General features: G+C 73.5%; 11 protein-coding genes, 1 tRNA gene and 1 other RNA gene. 10 read left to right on the plus strand and 3 right to left on the minus strand.

Features of this window, described 5'->3' with window-relative positions:
* Window positions 1-101: 101 nt before the first annotated feature.
* The 3 genes from JOE38_RS15015 to JOE38_RS15025 form a co-directional block, all read right to left on the minus strand.
* Window positions 102-189, minus strand: a tRNA-Ser gene (locus JOE38_RS15015).
* A 45-nt stretch (window positions 190-234) separates the two neighbouring features.
* A complete protein-coding gene (locus tag JOE38_RS15020) occupies window positions 235-3,021 on the minus strand; it encodes a LuxR family transcriptional regulator (RefSeq protein ID WP_204576990.1) in 2,787 nt (928 codons plus the stop codon).
* A gap of 399 nt (window positions 3,022-3,420) precedes the next feature.
* The gene (locus JOE38_RS15025) at window positions 3,421-4,074 is read right to left on the minus strand and encodes an SDR family oxidoreductase (protein WP_204576991.1); all 654 of its coding nucleotides are present in this window, start codon (window positions 4,072-4,074) and stop codon (window positions 3,421-3,423) included.
* A gap of 86 nt (window positions 4,075-4,160) precedes the next feature.
* On the opposite strand from JOE38_RS15025, the gene ffs reads away from it, so the two are divergent.
* The 10 genes from ffs (at window position 4,161) to JOE38_RS15075 (ending at window position 20,944) form a co-directional block, all read left to right on the plus strand.
* An RNA gene (ffs, locus tag JOE38_RS15030) (signal recognition particle sRNA small type) lies at window positions 4,161-4,257 on the plus strand.
* A 50-nt stretch (window positions 4,258-4,307) separates the two neighbouring features.
* Complete coding sequence (gene pta, locus JOE38_RS15035) at window positions 4,308-6,425, plus strand: phosphate acetyltransferase (RefSeq protein ID WP_204576992.1); 2,118 nt, start codon at window positions 4,308-4,310, stop codon at window positions 6,423-6,425.
* A gap of 54 nt (window positions 6,426-6,479) precedes the next feature.
* The gene (locus JOE38_RS15040; RefSeq protein WP_204576993.1) at window positions 6,480-7,670 is read left to right on the plus strand and encodes an acetate/propionate family kinase; all 1,191 of its coding nucleotides are present in this window, start codon (window positions 6,480-6,482) and stop codon (window positions 7,668-7,670) included.
* 290 nt (window positions 7,671-7,960) lie between these two features.
* Window positions 7,961-13,021: a choice-of-anchor G family protein gene (locus tag JOE38_RS15045; protein WP_239544847.1), complete on the plus strand. Its 5,061-nt coding sequence runs from the start codon at window positions 7,961-7,963 to the stop codon at window positions 13,019-13,021.
* Between the two features lie 149 nt (window positions 13,022-13,170).
* The gene (locus JOE38_RS15050; RefSeq protein ID WP_204576995.1) at window positions 13,171-14,070 is read left to right on the plus strand and encodes a DUF5819 family protein; all 900 of its coding nucleotides are present in this window, start codon (window positions 13,171-13,173) and stop codon (window positions 14,068-14,070) included.
* The gene (locus tag JOE38_RS15055) at window positions 14,067-15,287 is read left to right on the plus strand and encodes an HTTM domain-containing protein (RefSeq protein WP_204576996.1); all 1,221 of its coding nucleotides are present in this window, start codon (window positions 14,067-14,069) and stop codon (window positions 15,285-15,287) included. The genes JOE38_RS15050 and JOE38_RS15055 overlap by 4 nt, the downstream gene beginning before the upstream one ends.
* Before the next feature lie 45 nt (window positions 15,288-15,332).
* Entirely contained in the window at window positions 15,333-17,804 is a 2,472-nt protein-coding gene (locus tag JOE38_RS15060; protein WP_204576997.1) for a DNA polymerase III subunit gamma and tau, read from the plus strand.
* A gap of 6 nt (window positions 17,805-17,810) precedes the next feature.
* Window positions 17,811-18,410, plus strand: a complete 600-nt coding sequence (gene recR / locus JOE38_RS15065; RefSeq protein WP_012297640.1) for a recombination mediator RecR — start codon at window positions 17,811-17,813, stop codon at window positions 18,408-18,410.
* A 111-nt stretch (window positions 18,411-18,521) separates the two neighbouring features.
* The gene (locus JOE38_RS15070; RefSeq protein ID WP_015489607.1) at window positions 18,522-19,787 is read left to right on the plus strand and encodes an aspartate kinase; all 1,266 of its coding nucleotides are present in this window, start codon (window positions 18,522-18,524) and stop codon (window positions 19,785-19,787) included.
* 62 nt (window positions 19,788-19,849) lie between these two features.
* Window positions 19,850-20,944: an aspartate-semialdehyde dehydrogenase gene (locus tag JOE38_RS15075; RefSeq protein WP_204576998.1), complete on the plus strand. Its 1,095-nt coding sequence runs from the start codon at window positions 19,850-19,852 to the stop codon at window positions 20,942-20,944.
* The last annotated feature ends 26 nt before the right edge of the window (window positions 20,945-20,970 follow it).

The raw sequence follows: 20,970 nt of genomic DNA on the forward strand, positions 1-20,970 counted from the left end.
GTGTCGACCCGGCGGGCAGGGGCGCTATGGGGGACATGGGGAGCCGGCCGGGGTACACGAGAGCCCCGAGGGACCTGGGTCCTTCGGGGCTCTCGTGTGACTGGCGGAGGATAGGGGATTCGAACCCCTGAGGGCTTTCACCCAACACGCTTTCCAAGCGTGCGCCATAGGCCACTAGGCGAATCCTCCATGACGCGTGCCGCGGCGTCAGGAACGCGGCGGCACCCGTCGATACTACCTGCCCGCGACGAGGCTCGATGCACCCGGGGTGTCGAGCAGCCCCGCGAGGGCCCGACGGGAGGGCGCGCCGAGCTTCGCGCGCGCCTGGTAGAGGTGCGACTCGACCGTGCGGACGGAGAGGAACAGGCGCCCGGCGATCTCCCGGTTGCTCAGCCCCTGGGCCGCGAGCACGCCGATCTCGAGCTCCCGGCGCGTCAGCATGCTCACGTCGAGGACGGGCGTGACCGTGGCCTGCTCCGCTGCGGGTGCACCGCGGTCGATGCGGGCCTGGATGCGCGTGAGCGCCGCCCGCGCCTCGGTGAGCGCGGGTCCGGGCTCGGTGCCCGCGAGCATCCGGAGGAGGTCCTCGCACGCGGTGCGCGCCTGCTGGTGCAGGCCGGACTCCTCGAGCGTGCGGACGCCCTGCGCGACGAGCGCGGCGTCGCCCGTGCGGGATCCCTCCACCACCTCGGCCATGCCGTGCAGCGCCGGGACGTCGGTGCGCTCGCGGACCAGGCGCGCGCCCGGGACGAGCCGGGCGTCCGTGGATCCGAGCATCCACGCCCGGAAGAGCATGCCCGCCCGGAGCGCGTGCGCGTCGCCGCTGAGGTCGCCCGCGTCGAGGAGGAGCGTCGCCGCCTCCTCCGGCCGGCCGCGGGACGCGAGGATCTCCACGCGCACGCCCTCCGCGAGCATGCGCTGGTACGGGTAGCGCGGGTCGGCGCGGTGCGCGATCTCCGTCGCGATGCGCTCGGCCTCCTCCGTGCGCCCGCGGAGCGCGAGCACGCGGGCGCGCTGCATGCCGATCCAGAGCCGCCACGTGCCGATGTCCGGGCCGATGAGGCGGTCGTCGGCGATGCTCAGCTCGGCCTCCGCGCGGTCGAGCCGGCCGAGGTCGAGGGCGACGCCGCCCGTGATGGCCCCGAGGACCGGGATGAACCACTGCGCGTCCTGCGCGATCGCCGACTCCACCCACGCGTCGAGCTCGCGCTCGAGGTCGGGCAGGTCGAGGCGGCAGAGGCGGCGGCTGAAGGCGCTCGCCGAGAGCAGCTCGAGCCGCGCCTCCTCCAGGAGGATGTCGTCGTAGGTGCCGCGGCGGTCGGCGCGGCGGGCGACGAGCCCGAGCCCCTCGTCGATGGCGTCGCCGAGCTCCGCGCCGCGACCCAAGTGGCCGAGCGCGAGGACGACGGCGCGCTGCGCCCGGAGCTGCACGAGCGGGCTGGTCGTGAGGTCGGCGGCCTCCCGGGCGGCGGTGAGGGCTGACTCCCACCGCATCAGCCCGAGCGACATGTTGGCGCCGATGACGGCCGCCTGCGCGCGCTCGTCCTGGTCCGCGTCCGCTCCGTGCGCGACCCCGTCGAGCAGCCGTCGGACGCGGTCCGTGCCCGGCATCGCGGCGTGCGTCGAGAGGACGCGCCAGTGCAGCGTCTCGACGCGCTCGGCCGGGGTGAGGGCGGCGGTGTCCAGCGCCTCCAGCGCCTCCATGGCCCGTGCCGGGTTGCCGAGGACGGTGAGGGCGCGCCCCCGCTCGCAGGCCGCGTACGCGGACACGCCGCCCTGCCCGGCGATCTCCGCGAACGCGAGCGCGTCGTGCGTCATGCCGACGTCGTTGGCCAGCCGCGCGGCGACGAGGTGCACGGCGGCGAGGGTGTCCGCGCCGAAGCGCTCGACGGCGTCGCGGCGGCCGTCGTCGGTGAGCGTGCGCGCGATCAGCAGGCTCTCCTTGGGATTGAGCGGCACGCCGTGGGCGGCCTCCTGGAGGAGCGACCCGACGACGCGGCGGGTGAGGCCGTCGACGGCGTCCGGGTCGGTGCGGGCGAGGGCGGCCTCGGCCTCCAGCAGGTCGGCGCGGAGGATCCGGTCGCCGTGGCCCTGCACGCGGGCGAGGCCGCGCGCGCCGAGCACCCGCAGGATCGTCTCGCCGAAGAGGCGGGCGGCGCGCTGGTAGGGGACGCCGTCGAGCTGGGCGAGGAGCACGAGCGTGCTCCGCTCGTCGTCGTCGAGCATCGACACGCGCGAGGAGACCAGCTCGAGGATCCGGGCGCGCGGCGCGTGCGGGCTCGGGAACGCGTACCCCGTGACGGTCCGCTCCGTGCCGTCCGACTCGAGCGCCTCGAAGGTCAGCTCGCGGACGAGGAACGGGCGGCCGCCGCTGCGCCGCTGGATCTGCACGCGCGTCGCCTGGTCGAGCGCCACCTGGCCCGCGATCGAGTCGATCATCGCGTCGACCTCGGCCGCGTCCAGCGGGGAGAGGTCGAGCCGTTCGGCGTAGCCGTTCCGCCAGAGGCCGAGGATCTCGTGGGCGGCCTGCGCCGTGCGCACGGCCTGGTCGCCGCCGGTGTCGAGGTCCCGGGCGCGGAGGTGGCGGGCGTCGCCGCCCGTGTCGTCGACGGTCACGAGCAGCGTGCAGCGCTCGCTCGCCCGCGCGTCGGCGAGGGCGACGCGCAGGTCGGGTGCCATGAGGTGCCCGTCGTCGATGACCACGACGGGTCGCGCGGCGGGGAGCGGGCGCGCGGTGCGGATCCCGGGGACCGGGTCGATGACGCGGCGGAGGACGTCCGCGAGGTCGGGCGTGGAGGCGTGGGCGCGGATCACGGTGAGGCCGTTGCGCGTGAGCGCGTCGGCAACGCGACCCGCCACGTGGCTGCGACCCGAGCCGACGCTGCCGGTGACCACGGCGCTCGTGCCGGCCGCGAGCCAGCGCTCGAGCGTCTCGAGGTCGCGGGCGCGGCTGCCCCGGCCGGGAGCCGTGCTCTCGATGCGCGTGCTCGACCGGATGTAGGTGTGCGTCATCTGCTTCATGTGACCCCCGTCGCGTCAAAGCGGTGGTCCGCGCCGCATCCCCCGAGGCTGCGCGGTCCGTGTGCATCCATCTTGCGCGGAATGCGGGGATCCGAGAAGGCGCACCGACGTTTACTGATCGGATGCGTCACGGAAATAAGTAGTCGGCACTGTGGGGGCGGCCCCCGGCCGCTCCTAGCGTGTTTCACATGTCCGGGCATGGGGATGCTCCGGACGGTGCGCCACGGCGCACCATGCGTGCGACGCACGGGAGGACGACGGCTTCGGGTGCCGTCGACCCGACGCGTCGCCCGCGGCACGACCCGGGTGCCTCAGCAGCTCCGGAAGCGGATGACGGTCCCCTCCGGGGAGGAGGGGACCGCCATCCGGATCGGTCGGCTCGCGCGCCGGGCGGCGCCGCTAGTAGCGCAGACCCGCGATGGCCTCGGCGACGGGCTCCTCGCCCGAGATCGCCTCGAACTGGACGCGGACGCCCGTGCCGTCGATGAGCGCGGTCGCCACGATCTCGGCGACGTCGGCGCGGGGGATGGTGCCGCGGCCCGTGGACGTGCCCACCTGGATCCGGCCGGTGCCCGCGTCGTCGGTGAGGCCGCCGGGGCGCACGATGGTCCAGTCGATGTCGCGGGCGCGCAGGTCGGCGTCCGCCTCGGACTTGGCGCGCTGGTAGATCTCGTAGGTGTCGTCGCTGTCGGGGTCGAAGCCGTCGACGGCCATGGCGGAGATCATGACGTAGCGCGTGACGCCCGCCTTCTCGGCGGCGTCGGCGAGCAGGATGGCGCCGTCGCGGTCGATCGTGAGCTTGCGCTCGGGGCCCGAGTCCGGCCCGCCGCCGGCCGCGAAGACCACGGCGTCGGCGCCCTCGAGCGCCGCGGCGACCTGCGCGACGTCGCTCTCCTCCAGGTCGAGCACGAGCGCCTCCGCCCCGGCGTCGGCGAGGTCGGACGCGTGGTCCGGGTTGAGGACGATGCCGACGGGCTGGTGGCCCTGGTCGGCGAGGCGTCGTTCGAGCAGTCGGGCGATCTGGCCGTGTCCTCCGGCGATGATGATGCGCATGCCGCCCACGCTACGCCCGGCGCGGTGACCGGCTCCTGGGCGCCGGCGGCCTGCCCGGCGGGGCTCCCGCGTCGGGTACACTCGGTGTCGGCTCCTCGCGTGGTGCCATCCAGGTGAACTCCCCCAGGGCGGAGACGCAGCAAGGGCAGCCGGGCTCTGGCAGGTGCGCGAGGGGTCTTCTCCTTTTAACACGTGCAGGCTGCCGTGCAGGCGACGCCCATAGGCTTGCGGGCATGGCTCGGAGCATCTACATCACGTCCGCCGAAGGGCACTCGGGCAAGTCGACGGTCGCGCTGGGCGTGCTCGACACCCTCACCCACCAGATCCAGCGCGTGGGCGTGTTCCGGCCCCTCGCCCGCTCCATCGTCGAGCGCGACTACGTGCTCGAGGCGCTGCTCTCGCACGACGGCGTCGAGCTCGACTACGACGAGTGCGTGGGCGTCACCTACGACGACGTGCACGCGGATCCCGAGGCCGCGCTCTCGCGCATCGTGGAGCGCTACAAGGCCGTCGAGGCGAAGTGCGATGCGGTCGTCATCGTCGGCAGCGACTACACCGACGTCGGCAGCCCCACCGAGCTGTCCTTCAACGCGCGCATCGCCGCGAACCTCGGCGCCCCCGTGCTCCTCGTGCTGACGGGCCGCCGCACCGACGAGACCGGCGGCCGCAGCCCCGACGAGATGCGCCAGATCGCCGACCTCGCCATCCCCGAGCTCGTGACCGCGCACGCCGGCCTCCTCGGCGTGGTCGTGAACCGCGCCGACCCCGAGCAGCTCGACGCCATCACGGCCGCGATCCCCGCCGCCGTCCCCGCGTCGCTCCAGGCGAAGGCGTCGCACGTGCCCGTCTGGGCGATCCCGGAGGACGCGTTCCTCGTCGCCCCCACCGTCGCCGAGCTGCTCGACGCCGTCGACGGCACGCTCGTCAAGGGCGACCAGGCGCTCCTCAGCCGCGAGGCGCTCGGCGTGGTCGTCTCCGCCATGTCGATGGAGAACGTGCTCGCGCGCCTCACCGAGGGCGCCATCGTCGTGATCCCCGGCGACCGCAGCGAGGTCCTCCTGGGCGTGCTCACGGCGCATGCCTCCGAGACCTTCCCCACGGTCGCGGGCATCGTGCTCAACGGCGGGTTCGCGCTGTCGCCCACCATCGAGACGCTCGTCGCCGGGCTCGACCAGACCCTGCCGATCATCTCCACCGAGCTCGGCACCTACGAGACCGCGAAGCGCATCACGCAGACCCGCGGCCGGCTCTCGCCCGAGTCCACCCGCAAGATGGACACGGCGCTCGCCGCGTTCGAGCAGCACGTTGACACGTCCCGCCTGCTCGAGCTCCTCGACGTCAGCCGCTCCGACGTGGTCACGCCGCTCATGTTCGAGTACGGCCTCATCGAGCGGGCCAGGAAGGCCGGCAAGCGCATCGTGCTGCCCGAGGGCACCGACGACCGCGTGCTGCGCGCCGCCGGCACGATCCTCAGCCGCGGCATCGCCGACGTCACGATCCTCGGCGAGGAGATCGAGGTCCGCTCGCGCGCCATCGGCCTCGGCATCGACATCGGCCGCGCGACCGTGCTCAGCCCGTTCGACGCCGTGCTCCGCGAGCGCTTCGCCGAGGAGTACGTGCGCCTCCGGGCCCACAAGGGCATGGTGCTCGACATCGCGCGCGAGACCGTCACCGACGTCTCCTACTTCGGCACGATGATGGTGCAGCTCGGGCTCGCCGACGGCATGGTCTCCGGTGCCGCGCACACGACGGCGCACACCATCCGGCCGGGCTTCGAGATCATCAAGACCACCGAGGGCGTCTCCGTCGTCTCGTCCGTGTTCCTCATGGCGCTCGCCGACCGCGTGCTCGTCTACGGCGACTGCGCCGTGAACCCGGATCCCACGGCCGACCAGCTCGCCGACATCGCCATCTCCTCGGCGGAGACCGCGGCGCAGTTCGGCATCGAGCCGCGCATCGCGATGCTGTCGTACTCGACGGGGGAGTCGGGCGCCGGCGCCGACGTGGAGAAGGTGCGCCAGGCCACCGCGCGCGTCAGGGAGCTGCGGCCGGACCTCGCGGTCGAGGGCCCCATCCAGTACGACGCGGCGGCGGACGCGGCGGTCGCCGCCACGAAGATGCCCGGCTCCGCGGTCGCCGGCCGCGCGACGGTGTTCATCTTCCCGGACCTCAACACGGGCAACAACACCTACAAGGCCGTGCAGCGCTCGGCCGGCGCGGTCGCCATCGGGCCCGTGCTGCAGGGGCTCCGCAAGCCCATCAACGACCTCTCGCGCGGTGCGCTCGTGCAGGACATCGTCAACACCGTCGCCATCACCGCCATCCAGGCCGAGGGGATCGAGGCGGGCTGAGGCCCGTCCGTCCCGTCGTCCGTCCCGCCCGCCCCACCCGTCAGGAGCCCGCCCGTGCCCGTTGTCCTCGTCGTCAACTCCGGATCGTCGTCGTTCAAGTACCAGCTCATCGAGATGGACACGGAATCCGTGCTCGCGTCCGGGCTCGTGGAGCGCATCGGCGAGCCGACCGGATCCACCCGGCACAAGGCCGGCGGGGACTCGTGGGTGCGCGAGCTGCCCATCGCCGACCACACCGCCGGCTTCCAGGCGATGCTCGACGCGTTCGCCGAGCACGGCCCGTCGCTCGAGGAGGGTCCGCCCGTCGCGGTCGGCCACCGCGTCGTGCACGGCGGCGACGTGTTCGTCGAGCCGACCGTGGTCACGGATCAGGTGAAGGCCGACATCGACGACCTCTCCGCGCTCGCGCCGCTGCACAACCCGGGCGCGCTGCAGGGGATCGCGGCGGCGCAGAGCGCGTTCCCCGACGTCCCGCACGTGGCCGTCTTCGACACCGCGTTCCACCAGACGCTGCCGGCCGAGGCGTACACGTACGCGATCGACCGGGAGCTCGCGGCCGCGCACCGCATACGCCGCTACGGCTTCCACGGCACGAGCCACAAGTACGTCTCCGAGGCCGCCGCGCGTCTGCTCGGGAAGCCGCTGGAGGAGACGCGGATCATCGTGCTGCACCTCGGCAACGGCGCGTCCGCCGCCGCGGTGCAGGGCGGGCGCTCCATCGACACGTCCATGGGCCTCACCCCGCTCGAGGGCCTCGTGATGGGGACGCGCTCCGGCGACATCGACCCCGCGATCCTCTTCCACCTCGCCCGCCACACCGACCTCGGGCTCGACGACCTCGAGACGCTGCTCAACCGGAAGAGCGGCCTGCTCGGGCTCACCGGGCTCGGCGACATGCGCGACGTGCAGCGTGCCGCGGCCGACGGCGACGAGGCCGCGCAGACCGCCCTCGGGGTCTACCGGCACCGGATCCGCCACTACGTCGGCGCGTACGCGGCGCAGCTCGGCGGAGTGGACGCGGTCGTCTTCACCGCGGGCGTCGGCGAGAACAACCCGCTCGTGCGGCGGCGCTCGCTCGCCGGGCTCGAGTTCATGGGCATCGGGATCGACGACGACCGCAACGAGCTGATCAGCTCCGAGGCGCGCTTCGTGAGCCCCGAGGGGTCGCCCGTCGCGGTGCTCGTGATCCCGACGGACGAGGAGCTCGAGATCGCCCGGCAGTCGCTCGCGGCCACCGCGGACTGACCCGGCCGCTCCCTCCGCAGCACGCCCTGAGGCCCGCGATCCCATCGGATCGCGGGCCTCGTCTCGTGCTGCCCGGCCGTGCGGATCAGTAGCGGCACTGGGATGCCTACTGACCCGACTGCGTGGCCCGCGCCCGCGCACACCAGTGCCGCGCAGTGTTGTCCGCCCCGCGAGCGGATGCGAGCCTTCGATGACCGTGGGTGTGGTGGGGGCCGCCCCGCGGGGAGCACGGCTGCGCCCCACGAGCGCGGCCGGCCATGCAATCGAGGGGAACGCAGATGGCACTACACATGCCCAGCCGCAGAAGCAGGCTGGCGACCGCGACGGCCTTCGGGCTCGCCGCGGCGATCGTCGCGTTCGGGGGCACCGCGCCCGCGAACGCCGCACCGGGGGACACGGCGGAGGCCGAAGGCCGCTTCCTGACCCTGACGGGCGTCCCGCAGGTGATCGCCCTCGACGGCGCGTACGCCTCCTACGGGCCCGGCGACACCGCCGCGCAGGTGGAGAACGCGCCGCTGGACGTGAGCGTCCTCGGCGGTCTCGCCAACGCGCAGCTCGCGGCCGGCGTCACGCTCGGCTCCCTCCTCGACCTGGACCAGGCGGCTTCGGCCGGCGTGCTGCAGCAGTACGCGTCCGCGGGACCGGCCGGCGCCACGGGCGCGGCCGGAGCCGTGTCGGACAGCGGGGCCATCACGGTCGGCCAGGGCGGCGGACAGCAGACGGTCATCGACCTCGGCTCGACCATCGCCTCGATCGGCGCCGAGGGCGCCCTCTCCGATCTCTCGCTGCGCTTCGGCGCGATCTCCTCCACCGTCACGTCGACGGGCACCGGCACGCCGGCCTCGGACTACGACATCGCCTCGGCCGAGGCCGTGCTCGCGAGCCCGCTGGTCGCGGAGATCAGCTCGCGGCTCACGACGGCCGTGAACGGGATCGCGCCCGGCATCGCCGGCTCGGTGGACGTCTCCGCCGCCACGGGCCCCCTACTCCAGAGCATCCTCGGGGAGAACGTGCTCACCGCGGCCCTCCAGGTCGGGACCCCCACGGTCACCGCGACGGCGAACGTGAACACGGCCGCCGTCGTGCAGGCCGCGCTCGCGCAGCCCCTGACGAACGAGGACGGCACGGTCTCGATCGATGTGTCCACCGGCACCATCACGGTGGACCTCGACCGGATCCAGACGCTCAACGACCGAACCCCCGGCGCGTCGATCCTGACCTCGGCGATCCTCGCGGACGTCGTCGACTCGGCGATCACGGACATCTTCACGGACGTGCTGCCGAACCGCCTGGTGACCGCGCTCCGCGCCTCCACCACGGTGGACGTCGCCGTCACCGCGCCGCTCACGACGCGGGTGCTGAACGCGAACGTGAACGCGGGCACGCTCGGCGTGGACGTGAACCTGTCGCTCGACCGCCTCCTCGGCGGCACGACCGGCACGGCGCCCACCATCAGCCTCGCCCGCACCGCGCTGCTGCCGCCGCTGAACGCGACGGTGGACCTCGCGCTGCTCACGCCGCTGTTCGACGACCTCGTCACCGGCCTCATCGGCGCGAACGCCGACACCGACCTGCTGCCGGCCGTGGGCACCGCGCTCTCCGGCGTCAGCACGGGCGTCATCACGGCGCTCGCCCCGGCCTTCGCGGTCGTCGACCAGGTGGTGCGCCTCACGGTCAACGAGCAGACGCCGGATGCCTTCATCGACGGGGACGGCGTCGACGCCGGATCCTCGTCGGTCACCGCGCTGCGCGTCACGCTCCTGGGGGACGGGCCGACCATCGACCTGGCCCGCTCCACCGTGCGCGCCGTGCCGGCCCCCGTCGCCGACGACGTGACCATCGCGTCGCCGACGCCGAACCAGGTGATCGAGCTGGCGGACGGGGAGACGACCGTGGTCGTCCCCGTCACCGGCACCGCCGACCCCGACGCCGAGGTCACGCTGACCGTCGGCGGCCAGACGGTCGGGCCGGTCCCGGTCGGACCCGGGAACGCGTACACGCTCACCCCGCCGGCCCTCCCGGCCGGCACCTACACGGCGACGGTCACGCAGACGGTCGGCGGACAGGCCGCGGGCTCCGAGACGGTGACCTTCACCATCGCGCCGGCCCTGACCCCCCTGACCATCGCGACGCCGAGGCCGGGCCAGGTCTTCCTGACCACCGCGGCCGACCCGACGGTCGACGTGCCCGTGGAGGGCGCGGCGGACCCGCGCGCCACGGTCACCGTGACGATCCCCGGCCAGCCCACGCAGACCGAGCCGGTCGGCGTCGACGGCCTCTACGACGTGGCGTTCGCCGACCTCGCGGTCGGCACGTACACGGCGACGGTCACGCAGGCGATCGACGGCGTGATCCGCGGGACGGAGACGGTGACCTTCACGGTCGGCGCCCCCGCCGTCGCGGTGACCATCACGTCGCCGGATGACGACGACCAGATCCTCGGCGCCGGCGCCGTGCCGACGGCCGACGTCCCCGTGACCGGTGCCGCCGACCCGCGCGCCAGCGTGACGGTGACGATCCCCGGCCAGGACCCCCAGACGGAGCTCGTCGGCGACGACGGGGTCTACGACGTGGCCTTCGCCGACCTCCCCGTCGGCACCTACACGGCGACCGCGACCCAGACGATCGGCGGCACCGCCGCCGGATCGGACACGGTCACCTTCTCCGTCATCGCCCCGGCCGTCGCCGTGGTCATCGACACCCCGACCGACGGGCAGGACTTCGTCGTCCCGGCCGGCGGCACCGCGGTGCCCGTGACCGTCAGCGGCAGCGCTGACCCGCGTGGATCCGTGCTCATCGCGGTCACGGGCCAGACGCCGGTCACGCAGGTGGTCGGAGACGACGGCCGCTTCGAGGCGACGTTCCCGGGTCTCACGGCCGCGGAGTACACCGCGACGGTGACGCAGACCATCGGAGGCACCGCTGCCGGCTCGGACACGGCTGACTTCACCGTCACCGTGGCCGGTGTCGACCAGGTCGTCATCGAGACCCCGGGGGACGGCGACTTCCTCCCGCTGCCGGACGGGGACACCACCGTCTCCGTCCCGGTGACGGGCACGGCCGACCCCGACGCCACCGTCACCCTGACGGTCGGCGACACGACGACGGATCCGGTGGACGTGGACGACGACGGCGACTTCTCGCTGGCGACGCCCGACCTGCCCTCCGGCACCTACACGGGCATCGTCACGCAGACGATCGGCGGCGTCGCCGTCGGCACCGACACCGTGACCTTCACGATCGGCGTGCCCGTGGTCATCGACTCGCCGTTCGACTTCCAGGTCTTCCCGCTGAACGGCGGGGCGACCACCCGGGACGTGCCCATCTCCGGCACGGCCGACCCGCTGGGGACGGTGACGGTCTCCATCGTGGGGCTCGACCCGATCACCACGGAGGTGGACGAGGACGGGAACTACTCGGTGACGTTCTTCGGCCTGGAGCGCGGATCCTACGAGGCGATCGCGACGCAGACCATCGGCGGCGCTCCTGCCGGCGATGCGACGGTCGAGTTCGACGTCGGCGTGGACGGCGAGGAGGGTGTCGACTCCGACGCCGTGGCCGCGGTCGACGTGGACGGCGACGGCACCGACGGGACCGACGGCGGTGTGGACGCGGATGGCGGCACGGACGCTGACGCGGTCGACGCCGACGGCGCTGCGGACGCGGCTGGTGCTGACGCGACGGATGCCGCTGGCACGGACGCGACGGATGCTGCTGGTACGGATGCGACCGACGCTGCTGGTACGGATGCGACGGATGCTGCTGGTACGGATGCGACGGATGCTGCTGGTACGGATGCGACCGACGCTGCTGGTACTGACGTGACCGATGCCGCTGGCACGGACGCGACGGATGCTGCCGGAACGGACGCGACGGACGCTGCTGGTACTGACGCGACGGATGCTGCCGGAACGGACGCCACCGACGCCGCCGGTACCGACGCGACGGATGCCGCTGGCACCGATGCAACGGATGCTGCTGGTACGGATGCGACCGACGCTGCTGGCACGGACGCGACGGACGCTGCCGGAACCGATGCAACGGATGCTGCTGGTACGGATGCGACCGACGCCGCTGGCGCGGACGCGACCGACGCTGCTGGCGCGGATGCGACTGATGCTGCTGGCACGGATGCGACTGATGCTGCCGGTACCGACGCCACGGACGCTGCCGGAACGGATGCGACGGACGCTGCCGGAACCGATGCAACGGACGCGGCTGGCACCGACGCAACGGACGCTGCTGGTACCGACGCGACCGACGCTGCCGGGACGGATGCGACTGATGCTGACGGTACCGACGCGACCGATGCCGCTGGCACGGACGCGACCGATGCCGCTGGTACCGACGCGACTGATGCCGCTGGTACCGACGCGACCGACGCTGCCGGCACGGACGCGACGGACGCTGCCGGAACCGACGCGACGGACGCTGCCGGGACGGATGCAACCGATGCCGCTGGCACCGACGCGACCGATGCCGCTGGCACCGACGCGACCGATGCCGCTGGCACCGACGCGACCGACGCCGCTGGCACGGACGCGACGGACGCTGCCGGAACCGATGCGACTGATGCTGCCGGTACCGACGCGACTGACGCTGCTGGCACGGACGCGACGGACGCTGCCGGAACCGATGCGACTGATGCTGCCGGTACCGACGCGACTGACGCTGCTGGAACGGACGCGACGGACGCTGCCGGAACCGATGCAACGGATGCTGCTGGCACCGACGCGACTGACGCTGCTGGAACGGACGCGACCGACGCCGCTGGTACCGACGCGACCGACGCCGCTGGTACCGATGCGACCGACGCGGCCGGAACGGACGCAGCTGACGCCACGGACGCCGCCGACGCGACCGACGGATCCACCGACGGCGGCGACACCCCCACCCGTGCCGTCGTCCGCTTCACGGAGCTCGTCCGCGGGAGCGGGTCGGTGCAGATGGTCGACGCCTTCGGCTTCATCCCCGGTGAGACGCTCAACGCGACGGTGTTCTCCACGCCGAAGCCGCTGACGCCGATGATCGCGGATGCCGATGGACGCGCGACGTTCATGTTCGAGATCGGTCCGGACTTCGAGCTCGGTGACCACCGGGTCGAGGTCATCGGAGTCGAGTCGGGCATGGCGCAGGAGATGATCACGCGGTTCCGCGTGGTGGGATCCACCGTCCCGGCGGGCCAGCCCGGCACGCCGATCACCGGGGGCTCCGGCGGCGGCTACGGCGGCGGGATCCTCCCGGTCACCGGCGGCGACGGCGACGGGATGCTGCTGCTCGGCGGCATCGCGCTCCTGATGATGCTGACCGGCGCCGGTGCCCTGCACCGCGGCCGCAGCCGACGGGCGTGATCCGCTCGAGCTGAGCGCGATGGGGGCGGGCGGTCCGGCGAGAGCCGGGCCGCCCGCCCGATCCGCTCCCCATCACGGCGGCACGTCCGGCACGACAGCACGACCCGCACCACGAAGACCCACCCGACGCACGAGGGGGACGGCTCACGATGACCGACACGACCCACGACCACGACGTGGACCAGGACGACGTCGAGGACGTCGGCGACGACGCCCCCGAGACCGCCGCCCACGACCAGGCCGAGGTCGCGGACGAGGACGCGGCTCCGGCCGACCCCGCCGACCGCACCCCACCTACTACCCTCACCCGCGGCGCCCGCGTCGGCACGGCCGTCGCGGCCCTCGTCGTCGCGATCTACGTGGCGACCTCGATACTCATGGTCGTCCCGCAGGGCGACGCCACCCGGGCCCTCACGGCCGCCGCGCGCCCCTACTTCAGCCAGCAGTGGAACGTCTTCGCCCCCTCGATCCAGAAGACGAACCGCTACCTCCAGATGCAGGCCCAGTGGCGCGACGACTCGGGCGCGCTCGTCAAGAGCGACTGGGTCGACATCACCCGCGCCGAGTACGAGGCGGGGGAGGGCCGGATCCAGGGATCCCGCACCGTCAAGCAGAGCGCCAACCTGCTCAAGACCTACACGGAGCGGTTCCGGGGCCTCACGCCCGAGCAGCAGGTGATCGTGCAGGACACCTTCATCCGCCGGGCCGACACCGACTCGGGGTTCGCGGCCAAGACGGCCGTCTCCCTCATCGACCAGCTCTCCGCCCTCGACGAGGGGAGCCGCGGCCGCGTGATCACGATGCTCCGCGCGGACTACGTGCTGAAGGAGTTCACGACCTACTGGGCCACGGCCTGGTTCGGCCGCGACATCGAGCGCGTGCGCTGGCGCGTCGCGACCGAGCGGCCCAACGACTTCGCCCACCGGTCCGACGACGAGCAGCAGTTCACCCCCTCCACGCGCACCTTCGGGTGGCGCGAGGCGGACGACGTGATCGACCCCCAGGCGCTCAGCGTCTACCAGGGGATCGTGGAGAGGTACGCACGATGAGCGCGAGGACGCACGAGACCACGTCCACCCCGAAGGCCGCGGCCGCGGGATCCTGGGCGGGCCGCACCCGCCCCGTCCGCGCCGTCCCGTCCGAGCGCGCCGCCCGCGTCCGCCGGCTCCTGCAGGACCGCGAGCTGCTCACGGCGCTCCGCGACCCGCGCGGCTGGCCCCGCGGCATCGCCACGTGGATGACCGAGCGGGAGCACGCCACCTTCAGCTTCGCCGCGCTCCGCATCACGCTCGGCACCGTGATCCTGATGGTGCTCGTCACCTGCTTCGCCGACCGCCACTACCTGTGGGGCGTCGGATCCCGCTTCATCGACCCCGAGGCGTCCCGCCGCGGCTGGCTCCCGATCCTCACGGGCCTCTTCTCGAAGACCGACGCCACGCTCTTCGACCTGGCGTACCTCGTGCTGGTGGTGCTCGCCGCGCTGTTCACGCTGGGCTGGCGCACGCGCATCGTGACCCCGTTCCTCCTGCTCTTCTGGATCGGCCTGTCGACGAACAGCACGCTGCTCACCAACGGCGGCGACACCGTCCTGCGCCTCACGCTGTTCTTCGTGCTCTTCGCCGACCTGTCGAGGCACCTGTCGCTCGACGCGGTCCGGCGTCGCCGCGAGCGCGCGGCGGCGGAGGCCGGGATCGTGCGTCGGCGCCCGGGGCGGCATGTCGAGGCGGCCAGGACGATCGTCGACCGGATCCCGCGGCTCGTGCGCGTGCTCCTGCACAACACGGCGCTGGTGCTCTGCGCGTACCAGATCATGCTCGTGTACGTGAACTCGGCGATCCTCAAGCTGCAGGGGCCGGAGTGGCGCGACGGATCCGCGACCTACTACTCGCTCCTCATCGAGGGCTACCGGCCGTGGCCGTGGCTGAGCGACCTGGTGGCGCAGGCGAGCGTCGGCGTGGTGCTCGCGAGCTTCGTCGCGGTCGCCTTCCAGGGCCTGTTCCCGCTGCTCATCCTGTGGCGGCCGACGCGCGTCGTCGCGCTCGTGGTCATCACGGGCATGCACGTGATGATCGGGATCCTGCTGGGCCTCTGGCCGTTCTCCCTCGCGATGATCGCGCTCGACTTCCTCTTCATCCGGGACGCGACCTGGCGCGAGGGCATCGCGCTCGCCCGTCGCGTCGGCGCCGAGGCGCCGGGCCGACTGCGCGAGCTGCGCGCGCGCCGCTCCTCCCCAGCCGCGCCCGCCGAGGTCCCGGCCGAGACCTGACGCCGGGCGGCCTGGGGGTCGGGGGTGCCCGGTATCCTGAGGCTCGTGGTCACCGCCCTGTATCGCCGTTATCGGCCAGAGAACTTCGCCGAGCTCATCGGCCAGACGCAGGTGACGGATCCGCTGCGCACCGCGCTCCGCACCAACCGCGTCAACCACGCGTACCTGTTCAGCGGCCCGCGCGGCTGCGGCAAGACCACGTCGGCCCGCATCCTCGCGCGCTGCCTCAACTGCGCCGAGGGTCCCACCGACACCCCGTGCGGCGTGTGCCCCAGCTGCGTCGAGCTCAGCCGTGACGGCAGCGGATCCCTCGACGTGGTCGAGATCGACGCCGCGAGCCACAACGGCGTCGACGACGCGCGCGACATCCGCGAGCGCGCGGTCTTCGCGCCGGCGCGCGACCGCTACAAGATCTTCATCCTCGACGAGGCGCACATGGTCACGCCGCAGGGCTTCAACGCGCTGCTGAAGATCGTGGAGGAGCCGCCGGAGCACGTGAAGTTCATCTTCGCCACCACGGAGCCCGACAAGGTCATCGGCACCATCCGGTCCCGCACGCACCACTACCCGTTCCGCCTCGTGCCGCCCGCCCAGATGCTCGACTACGTGGAGCACCTCTCCCGGGAGGAGAGCGTGCAGGTGGCGCCCGGCGTCCTCCCGCTCGTGGTGCGCGCCGGTGGCGGATCCGTGCGCGACACCCTCTCCCTGCTCGACCAGCTCATCGCCGGCTCGGAGGACGAGAGCGTCGAGTACGAGCGCGCCGTCGCCCTGCTCGGATACACGCACGCGGCGCTGCTCGACGAGGTCATCGACGCGGTCGCCCGGCACGACGCGGCCGCCGCCTTCGCGGGGGTGGACCGGGTCATCCAGACCGGCCAGGATCCGCGCCGCTTCGTGGAGGACCTCCTCGAGCGCCTGCGCGACCTCATCATCGTGGGCGCCACCTCCATCGAGGGCGCCGCCGCCGTGCTGCGCGGCACCCCGGAGGACGAGCTCGAGCGCATGCGCGCGCAGGCCGTCGCCTTCGGCGCCGTCGAGCTGTCCCGCGCCGCGGACGTGGTCAACGCGGCCCTCACCGAGATGACGGGCGCCACCTCGCCGCGCCTCCACCTCGAGCTCCTGGTCGCGCGCGTGCTCGTGCCCGCCAGCGACGACACGCACCGTGGCGCCCTCGCCCGGGTCGAGCGCCTCGAGCGCCGGGTCGGCGTCGCCGATGCGGCGGCGGATCCGGTGCCCGTCGCGTCGGCGCCCGCCGCCGCTCCTCCCGTCGCGGCGGCTCCCGACCCCTCACCCGCCGCTGCTCCCGGGGCCGCCGCCCCGGCGCCGACCCCGGTCGCCGCCCCCGCTCCTGCCGCCGATCCCGTCCCCACCTCCGCGTCTCCCGCGCCGGAGACGCCGGCCGCCCCGGCGCCGTCCCCGGAGAGCACCGCATCGGCCCCGCCCGCGGCGTCCCCCGCGGCGCCCGTGGCTCCCGCGACGACGCCCGTCGGGCCGGTCACCTTCGAGCAGCTCCGCGACTCCTGGCCGTCGATCGTCGAGGCGGTCGAGAAGGCCAAGCGCAGCGCCTGGCTCGTCGCCGTCACGGCCACGCCGCGCGCCCTCGCGGACGACGTGCTCACGCTGTCCTTCATCAGCGCGAACGACGCGGAGAAGTTCAAGGAGCGCGGCGCCCCGGGCCAGGGCGTCAGCGACATCCTGCGCTCCGCCATCCTCGACGTGCTCGGAATCCGCGTGAAGTTCATCGCCCGCGTCGAACCGCACGGCGGGACCACGGCTCCCACCGGCCCCGCAGCACCGACCGGCGGCGGATCCACGTCGCCGGCGTCCGACGCCCCCCGGCCCGCGGGATCCGCCTCCGCCTCGGCCGGTACGCGCCCGCAGGGCGGGACCGCCGCCGCGTCACCTGCCGCGGCCACTCCTCCTGCCGCGTCGTCGACCCCGGCCGCGACGTCGTCGACCCCGCCCGCGACGTCGGCGCCACGAGCGAAGACCACCCCGCCCGGGGGCGGCTGGGCGACCGTGGCGATCCCGACCTCCGATCCCGGCGCATCCGAGGCGCCCCCGGTCCGGGCGCCCGCCTCCCGCCCCGAGCGCGCCGCCACCCCGGCCCCCGCGACCGTGCCGCCAGCACAGGCAGCCGCCGCCCCCAGCGCGCCGCCCCGCGGACCCGCGGCCGTCCCGGACGCCCACGTGCCGGACTTCGAGGAGCCCGAGCCCGACGAGTTCGGCCCCGCCGAGCCGGGCTGGGCCACGAGCGGCGCGTCCCCGGACTCGGCCGCGCCGGTCGCCCGATCCGTCCCCGCGCAGCAGGCGCCCACCGCGGCGACCGGATCCGCGTCCCGGCCGGAGCCGACCCCCGCCGGTACGAAGGCCGCGCCCGCCGCCGCCCCGTCATCCGCCGCTCCCCAGCGCTACGGCGAGTCCGTCGTCCGCGAGATCCTGCAGGCGAGCTTCATCGAGGAGAAGCCCGTCGAGCGCAAGGCCCGCCCCACCATCCGCCCCACAGGTCAGGACTAGCGCCGCATGTACGAGGGAATCGTCCAGGAGCTCATCGACGAGCTCGGCCGCCTGCCGGGCATCGGCCCGAAGTCCGCCCAGCGCATCGCGTTCCACATCCTCCAGACCGAGACGTTCGACGTCTCGCGCCTGGCCGAGGTGCTCACGGTGGTCCGCGACAAGGTGCGCTTCTGCGCCATCTGCGGCAACGTCAGCGAGGAGGAGACCTGCGGCATCTGCCGGGATCCCCGCCGCAGCCCCGCCACCATCTGCGTGGTCGAGGAGGCCAAGGACGTCGTCGCCATCGAGCGCACGCGCGAGTTCCGCGGGCTCTACCATGTCCTCGGCGGGGCCATCAGCCCCATCGACGGCATCGGGCCGGACGACCTCCGCATCCGACAGCTCATGCAGCGCCTCGCCGACGCCACGGTCACCGAGGTCATCATCGCCACCGACCCGAACCTGGAGGGCGAGGCGACCGCCACCTACCTCTCGCGGCTGCTCTCCACCTTCGACATCCGCGTCACGCGCCTCGCCTCCGGCCTCCCCGTCGGCGGCGACCTCGAGTACGCCGACGAGGTCACCCTCGGCCGCGCCTTCGAGGGCCGGCGCCTCGTGGGGGAGTGACCCGCCGACGGACCAGCCGGCGCACCCCGTCACACGGCGGGACCGCAGATCGCCCCGCCCTACAATCGTGAACCGGGCCTCCCGCGCCCACCCGAACCCCAGGAGTCGCCCGTGAGCCTCATCGTGCAGAAGTTCGGCGGATCGTCGGTGGCCGATGCCGAGAGCATCAAGCGCGTCGCGAAGCGCATCGTCGCCACCCGCAAGGCCGGCAACGACGTGGTCGTCGCCGTGTCCGCCATGGGCGACTCCACGGACGAGCTGCTCGACCTGGCCCACGAGGTCACGCCCATCCCCGCGCCGCGCGAGCTCGACATGCTCCTCACCGCGGGTGAGCGCATCTCCATGGCGCTGCTCGCGATGGCCATCAAGAGCATGGGCTACGACGCCCGCTCGTTCACCGGCAGCCAGGCCGGCATGATCACCGACGCCCAGCACGGCGCCGCGCGCATCGTCGACGTCACGCCGGGCCGCGTCCGCGACGCGCTCGGCGAGGGCGCCATCGCCATCGTCGCCGGCTTCCAGGGCTTCAACCGCGGCACGGGCGACATCACCACGCTCGGCCGCGGCGGATCCGACACCACGGCGGTCGCGCTCGCCGCGGCCCTCGGCGCCGACGTCTGCGAGATCTACACCGACGTCGACGGCATCTTCACGGCCGACCCGCGCGTCGTGCCGCTCGCCCGCAAGATCGACCGGATCACGAGCGAGGAGATGCTCGAGCTCGCGGCGTCCGGCGCGAAGGTCCTCTACATCCGCGCCGTCGAGTACGCCCGCCGGCACGGCGTCCTGCTGCACGTCCGCTCCTCGTTCACGCACAACGAGGGCACCATCGTCTACAACCCCACGGATGGAGAGAATGTGGAAGAGCCCGTCATCGTCGGCGTCGCCGCCGACCTCAGCGAGGCCAAGGTCACGGTGGTCGGCGTCCCCGACGTGCCGGGCAAGGCCGCGCAGATCTTCACCATCGTCGCCAAGACCGGCGCCAACATCGACATGATCGTGCAGAACGTGTCGGCCGCCGCCACGAGCCTCACCGACATCTCGTTCACGCTCCCGAAGTCGGACGCGCAGCGCGTCCTCACGGTGCTCGCCGCCGAGAAGGACGAGGTCGGCTTCACGGGCCTCCAGCACGACGACCAGATCGGCAAGCTCGCGCTCGTCGGCGCCGGCATGCGCACCAACGCGGGCGTCTCGGCGCAGCTGTTCACCGCGCTGTCGGAGGCCGGCATCAACATCGAGATGATCTCCACCAGCGAGATCCGCATCTCGGTCGTCACGCGCGCCGACACCATCGACGAGGCCGTGCGCGTCGTCCACCACGCGTTCGGGCTCGACGCGGACGACGTCGCCGTCGTCCACGCCGGCACCGGCCGCTGACCCGCACCCGCCCGATCCGCACGCCCGACCCGCACGCCCGCGCACCGCAGGAGGAGCAACCCGTGACCGACACCACCCCCGCCGGATCCGCAGCCCCCGCCCCGCAGACCCCCGGCCTCCGCGTCGGCGTCGTCGGGGCGACCGGCCAGGTCGGCGCGGTCATGCGCCGCCTGCTCGAGGAGCGCGCGTTCCCCGTCGCCGAGATCCGCTTCTTCGCCTCCGCCAGGTCCGCGGGCACGACGCTGCCGTTCGCGGGCCGCGACGTCGTCGTGGAGGACGCGGCGACCGCCGACCCCACGGGCCTCGACATCGCGCTCTTCTCCGCCGGCGCCACCACCTCGCGCGCGCAGGCGCCCCGATTCGCCGCGGCGGGCGTGCTCGTCATCGACAACTCCAGCGCCTGGCGCATGGACCCCGAGGTCCCGCTGGTCGTCTCCGAGGTCAACCCGGAGGCCATCGACGACGCCCGCCGCGGCATCATCGCGAACCCGAACTGCACCACCATGGCGGCGATGCCCGTCCTCAAGGTCCTGCACGAGGAGGCCGGGCTCACCCGCCTCGTCGTGAGCACCTACCAGGCCGTCTCGGGATCCGGCCTCGTCGGCGCCGAGGAGCTCGCGGGCCAGGCCGAGGCCGCCGTCGCCGCGGGCCCCGAGGCGCTCCGCCGCCTTGTCCACGACGGCCGCGCGGTCGAGCTCCCCGAGCCCGCCGTGTACCAGCGCCCCATCGCCTTCGACGTGATCCCGCTCGCCGGCAGCATCGTCGACGACGGCCTCTTCGAGACCGACGAGGAGAAGAAGCTGCGCAACGAGAGCCGCAAGATCCTCGGGCTCCCCGACCTGCTCGTCAGCGGCACGTGCGTCCGCGTCCCCGTCTTCACCGGCCACTCGCTGTCGGTCAACGCCGAGTTCTCCTCGCCGCTGAGCGTCGCCCGCGCCGTCGAGCTGCTCTCGACCGCGCCCGGTGTCGAGCTGTCGGACATCCCCACCCCGCTCCAGGCCGCCGGCACCGACCCCAGCTACGTCGGCCGGATCCGCGCCGACGAGGGCGCGCCCGAGGGGCGTGGCCTCGCGCTCTTCATCAGCAACGACAACCTCCGCAAGGGCGCCGCGCTCAACGCCGTGCAGATCGCCGAGGTCGTCGCGGCCCGCCGCTGATCCCTCCCCATCAGCGCTCGTGAGGG

It is taken from the genome of Clavibacter michiganensis, assembly GCF_016907085.1.
Classification (GTDB): domain Bacteria; phylum Actinomycetota; class Actinomycetes; order Actinomycetales; family Microbacteriaceae; genus Clavibacter; species Clavibacter michiganensis_O.

Excerpts from the sequence above, each read along its gene's own strand:
- recR (WP_012297640.1), top strand. The coding sequence starts at position 17,811 with ATGTACGAGGGAATCGTCCAGGAGCTCATCGACGAGCTCGGCCGCCTG.
- JOE38_RS15045 (WP_239544847.1), top strand. The coding sequence starts at position 7,961 with ATGCCCAGCCGCAGAAGCAGGCTGGCGACCGCGACGGCCTTCGGGCTC.
- JOE38_RS15055 (WP_204576996.1), top strand. The coding sequence starts at position 14,067 with ATGAGCGCGAGGACGCACGAGACCACGTCCACCCCGAAGGCCGCGGCC.
- JOE38_RS15050 (WP_204576995.1), top strand. The coding sequence starts at position 13,171 with ATGACCGACACGACCCACGACCACGACGTGGACCAGGACGACGTCGAG.
- pta (WP_204576992.1), top strand. The coding sequence starts at position 4,308 with ATGGCTCGGAGCATCTACATCACGTCCGCCGAAGGGCACTCGGGCAAG.
- JOE38_RS15020 (WP_204576990.1), bottom strand. The coding sequence starts at position 3,021 with ATGAAGCAGATGACGCACACCTACATCCGGTCGAGCACGCGCATCGAG.
- JOE38_RS15025 (WP_204576991.1), bottom strand. The coding sequence starts at position 4,074 with ATGCGCATCATCATCGCCGGAGGACACGGCCAGATCGCCCGACTGCTC.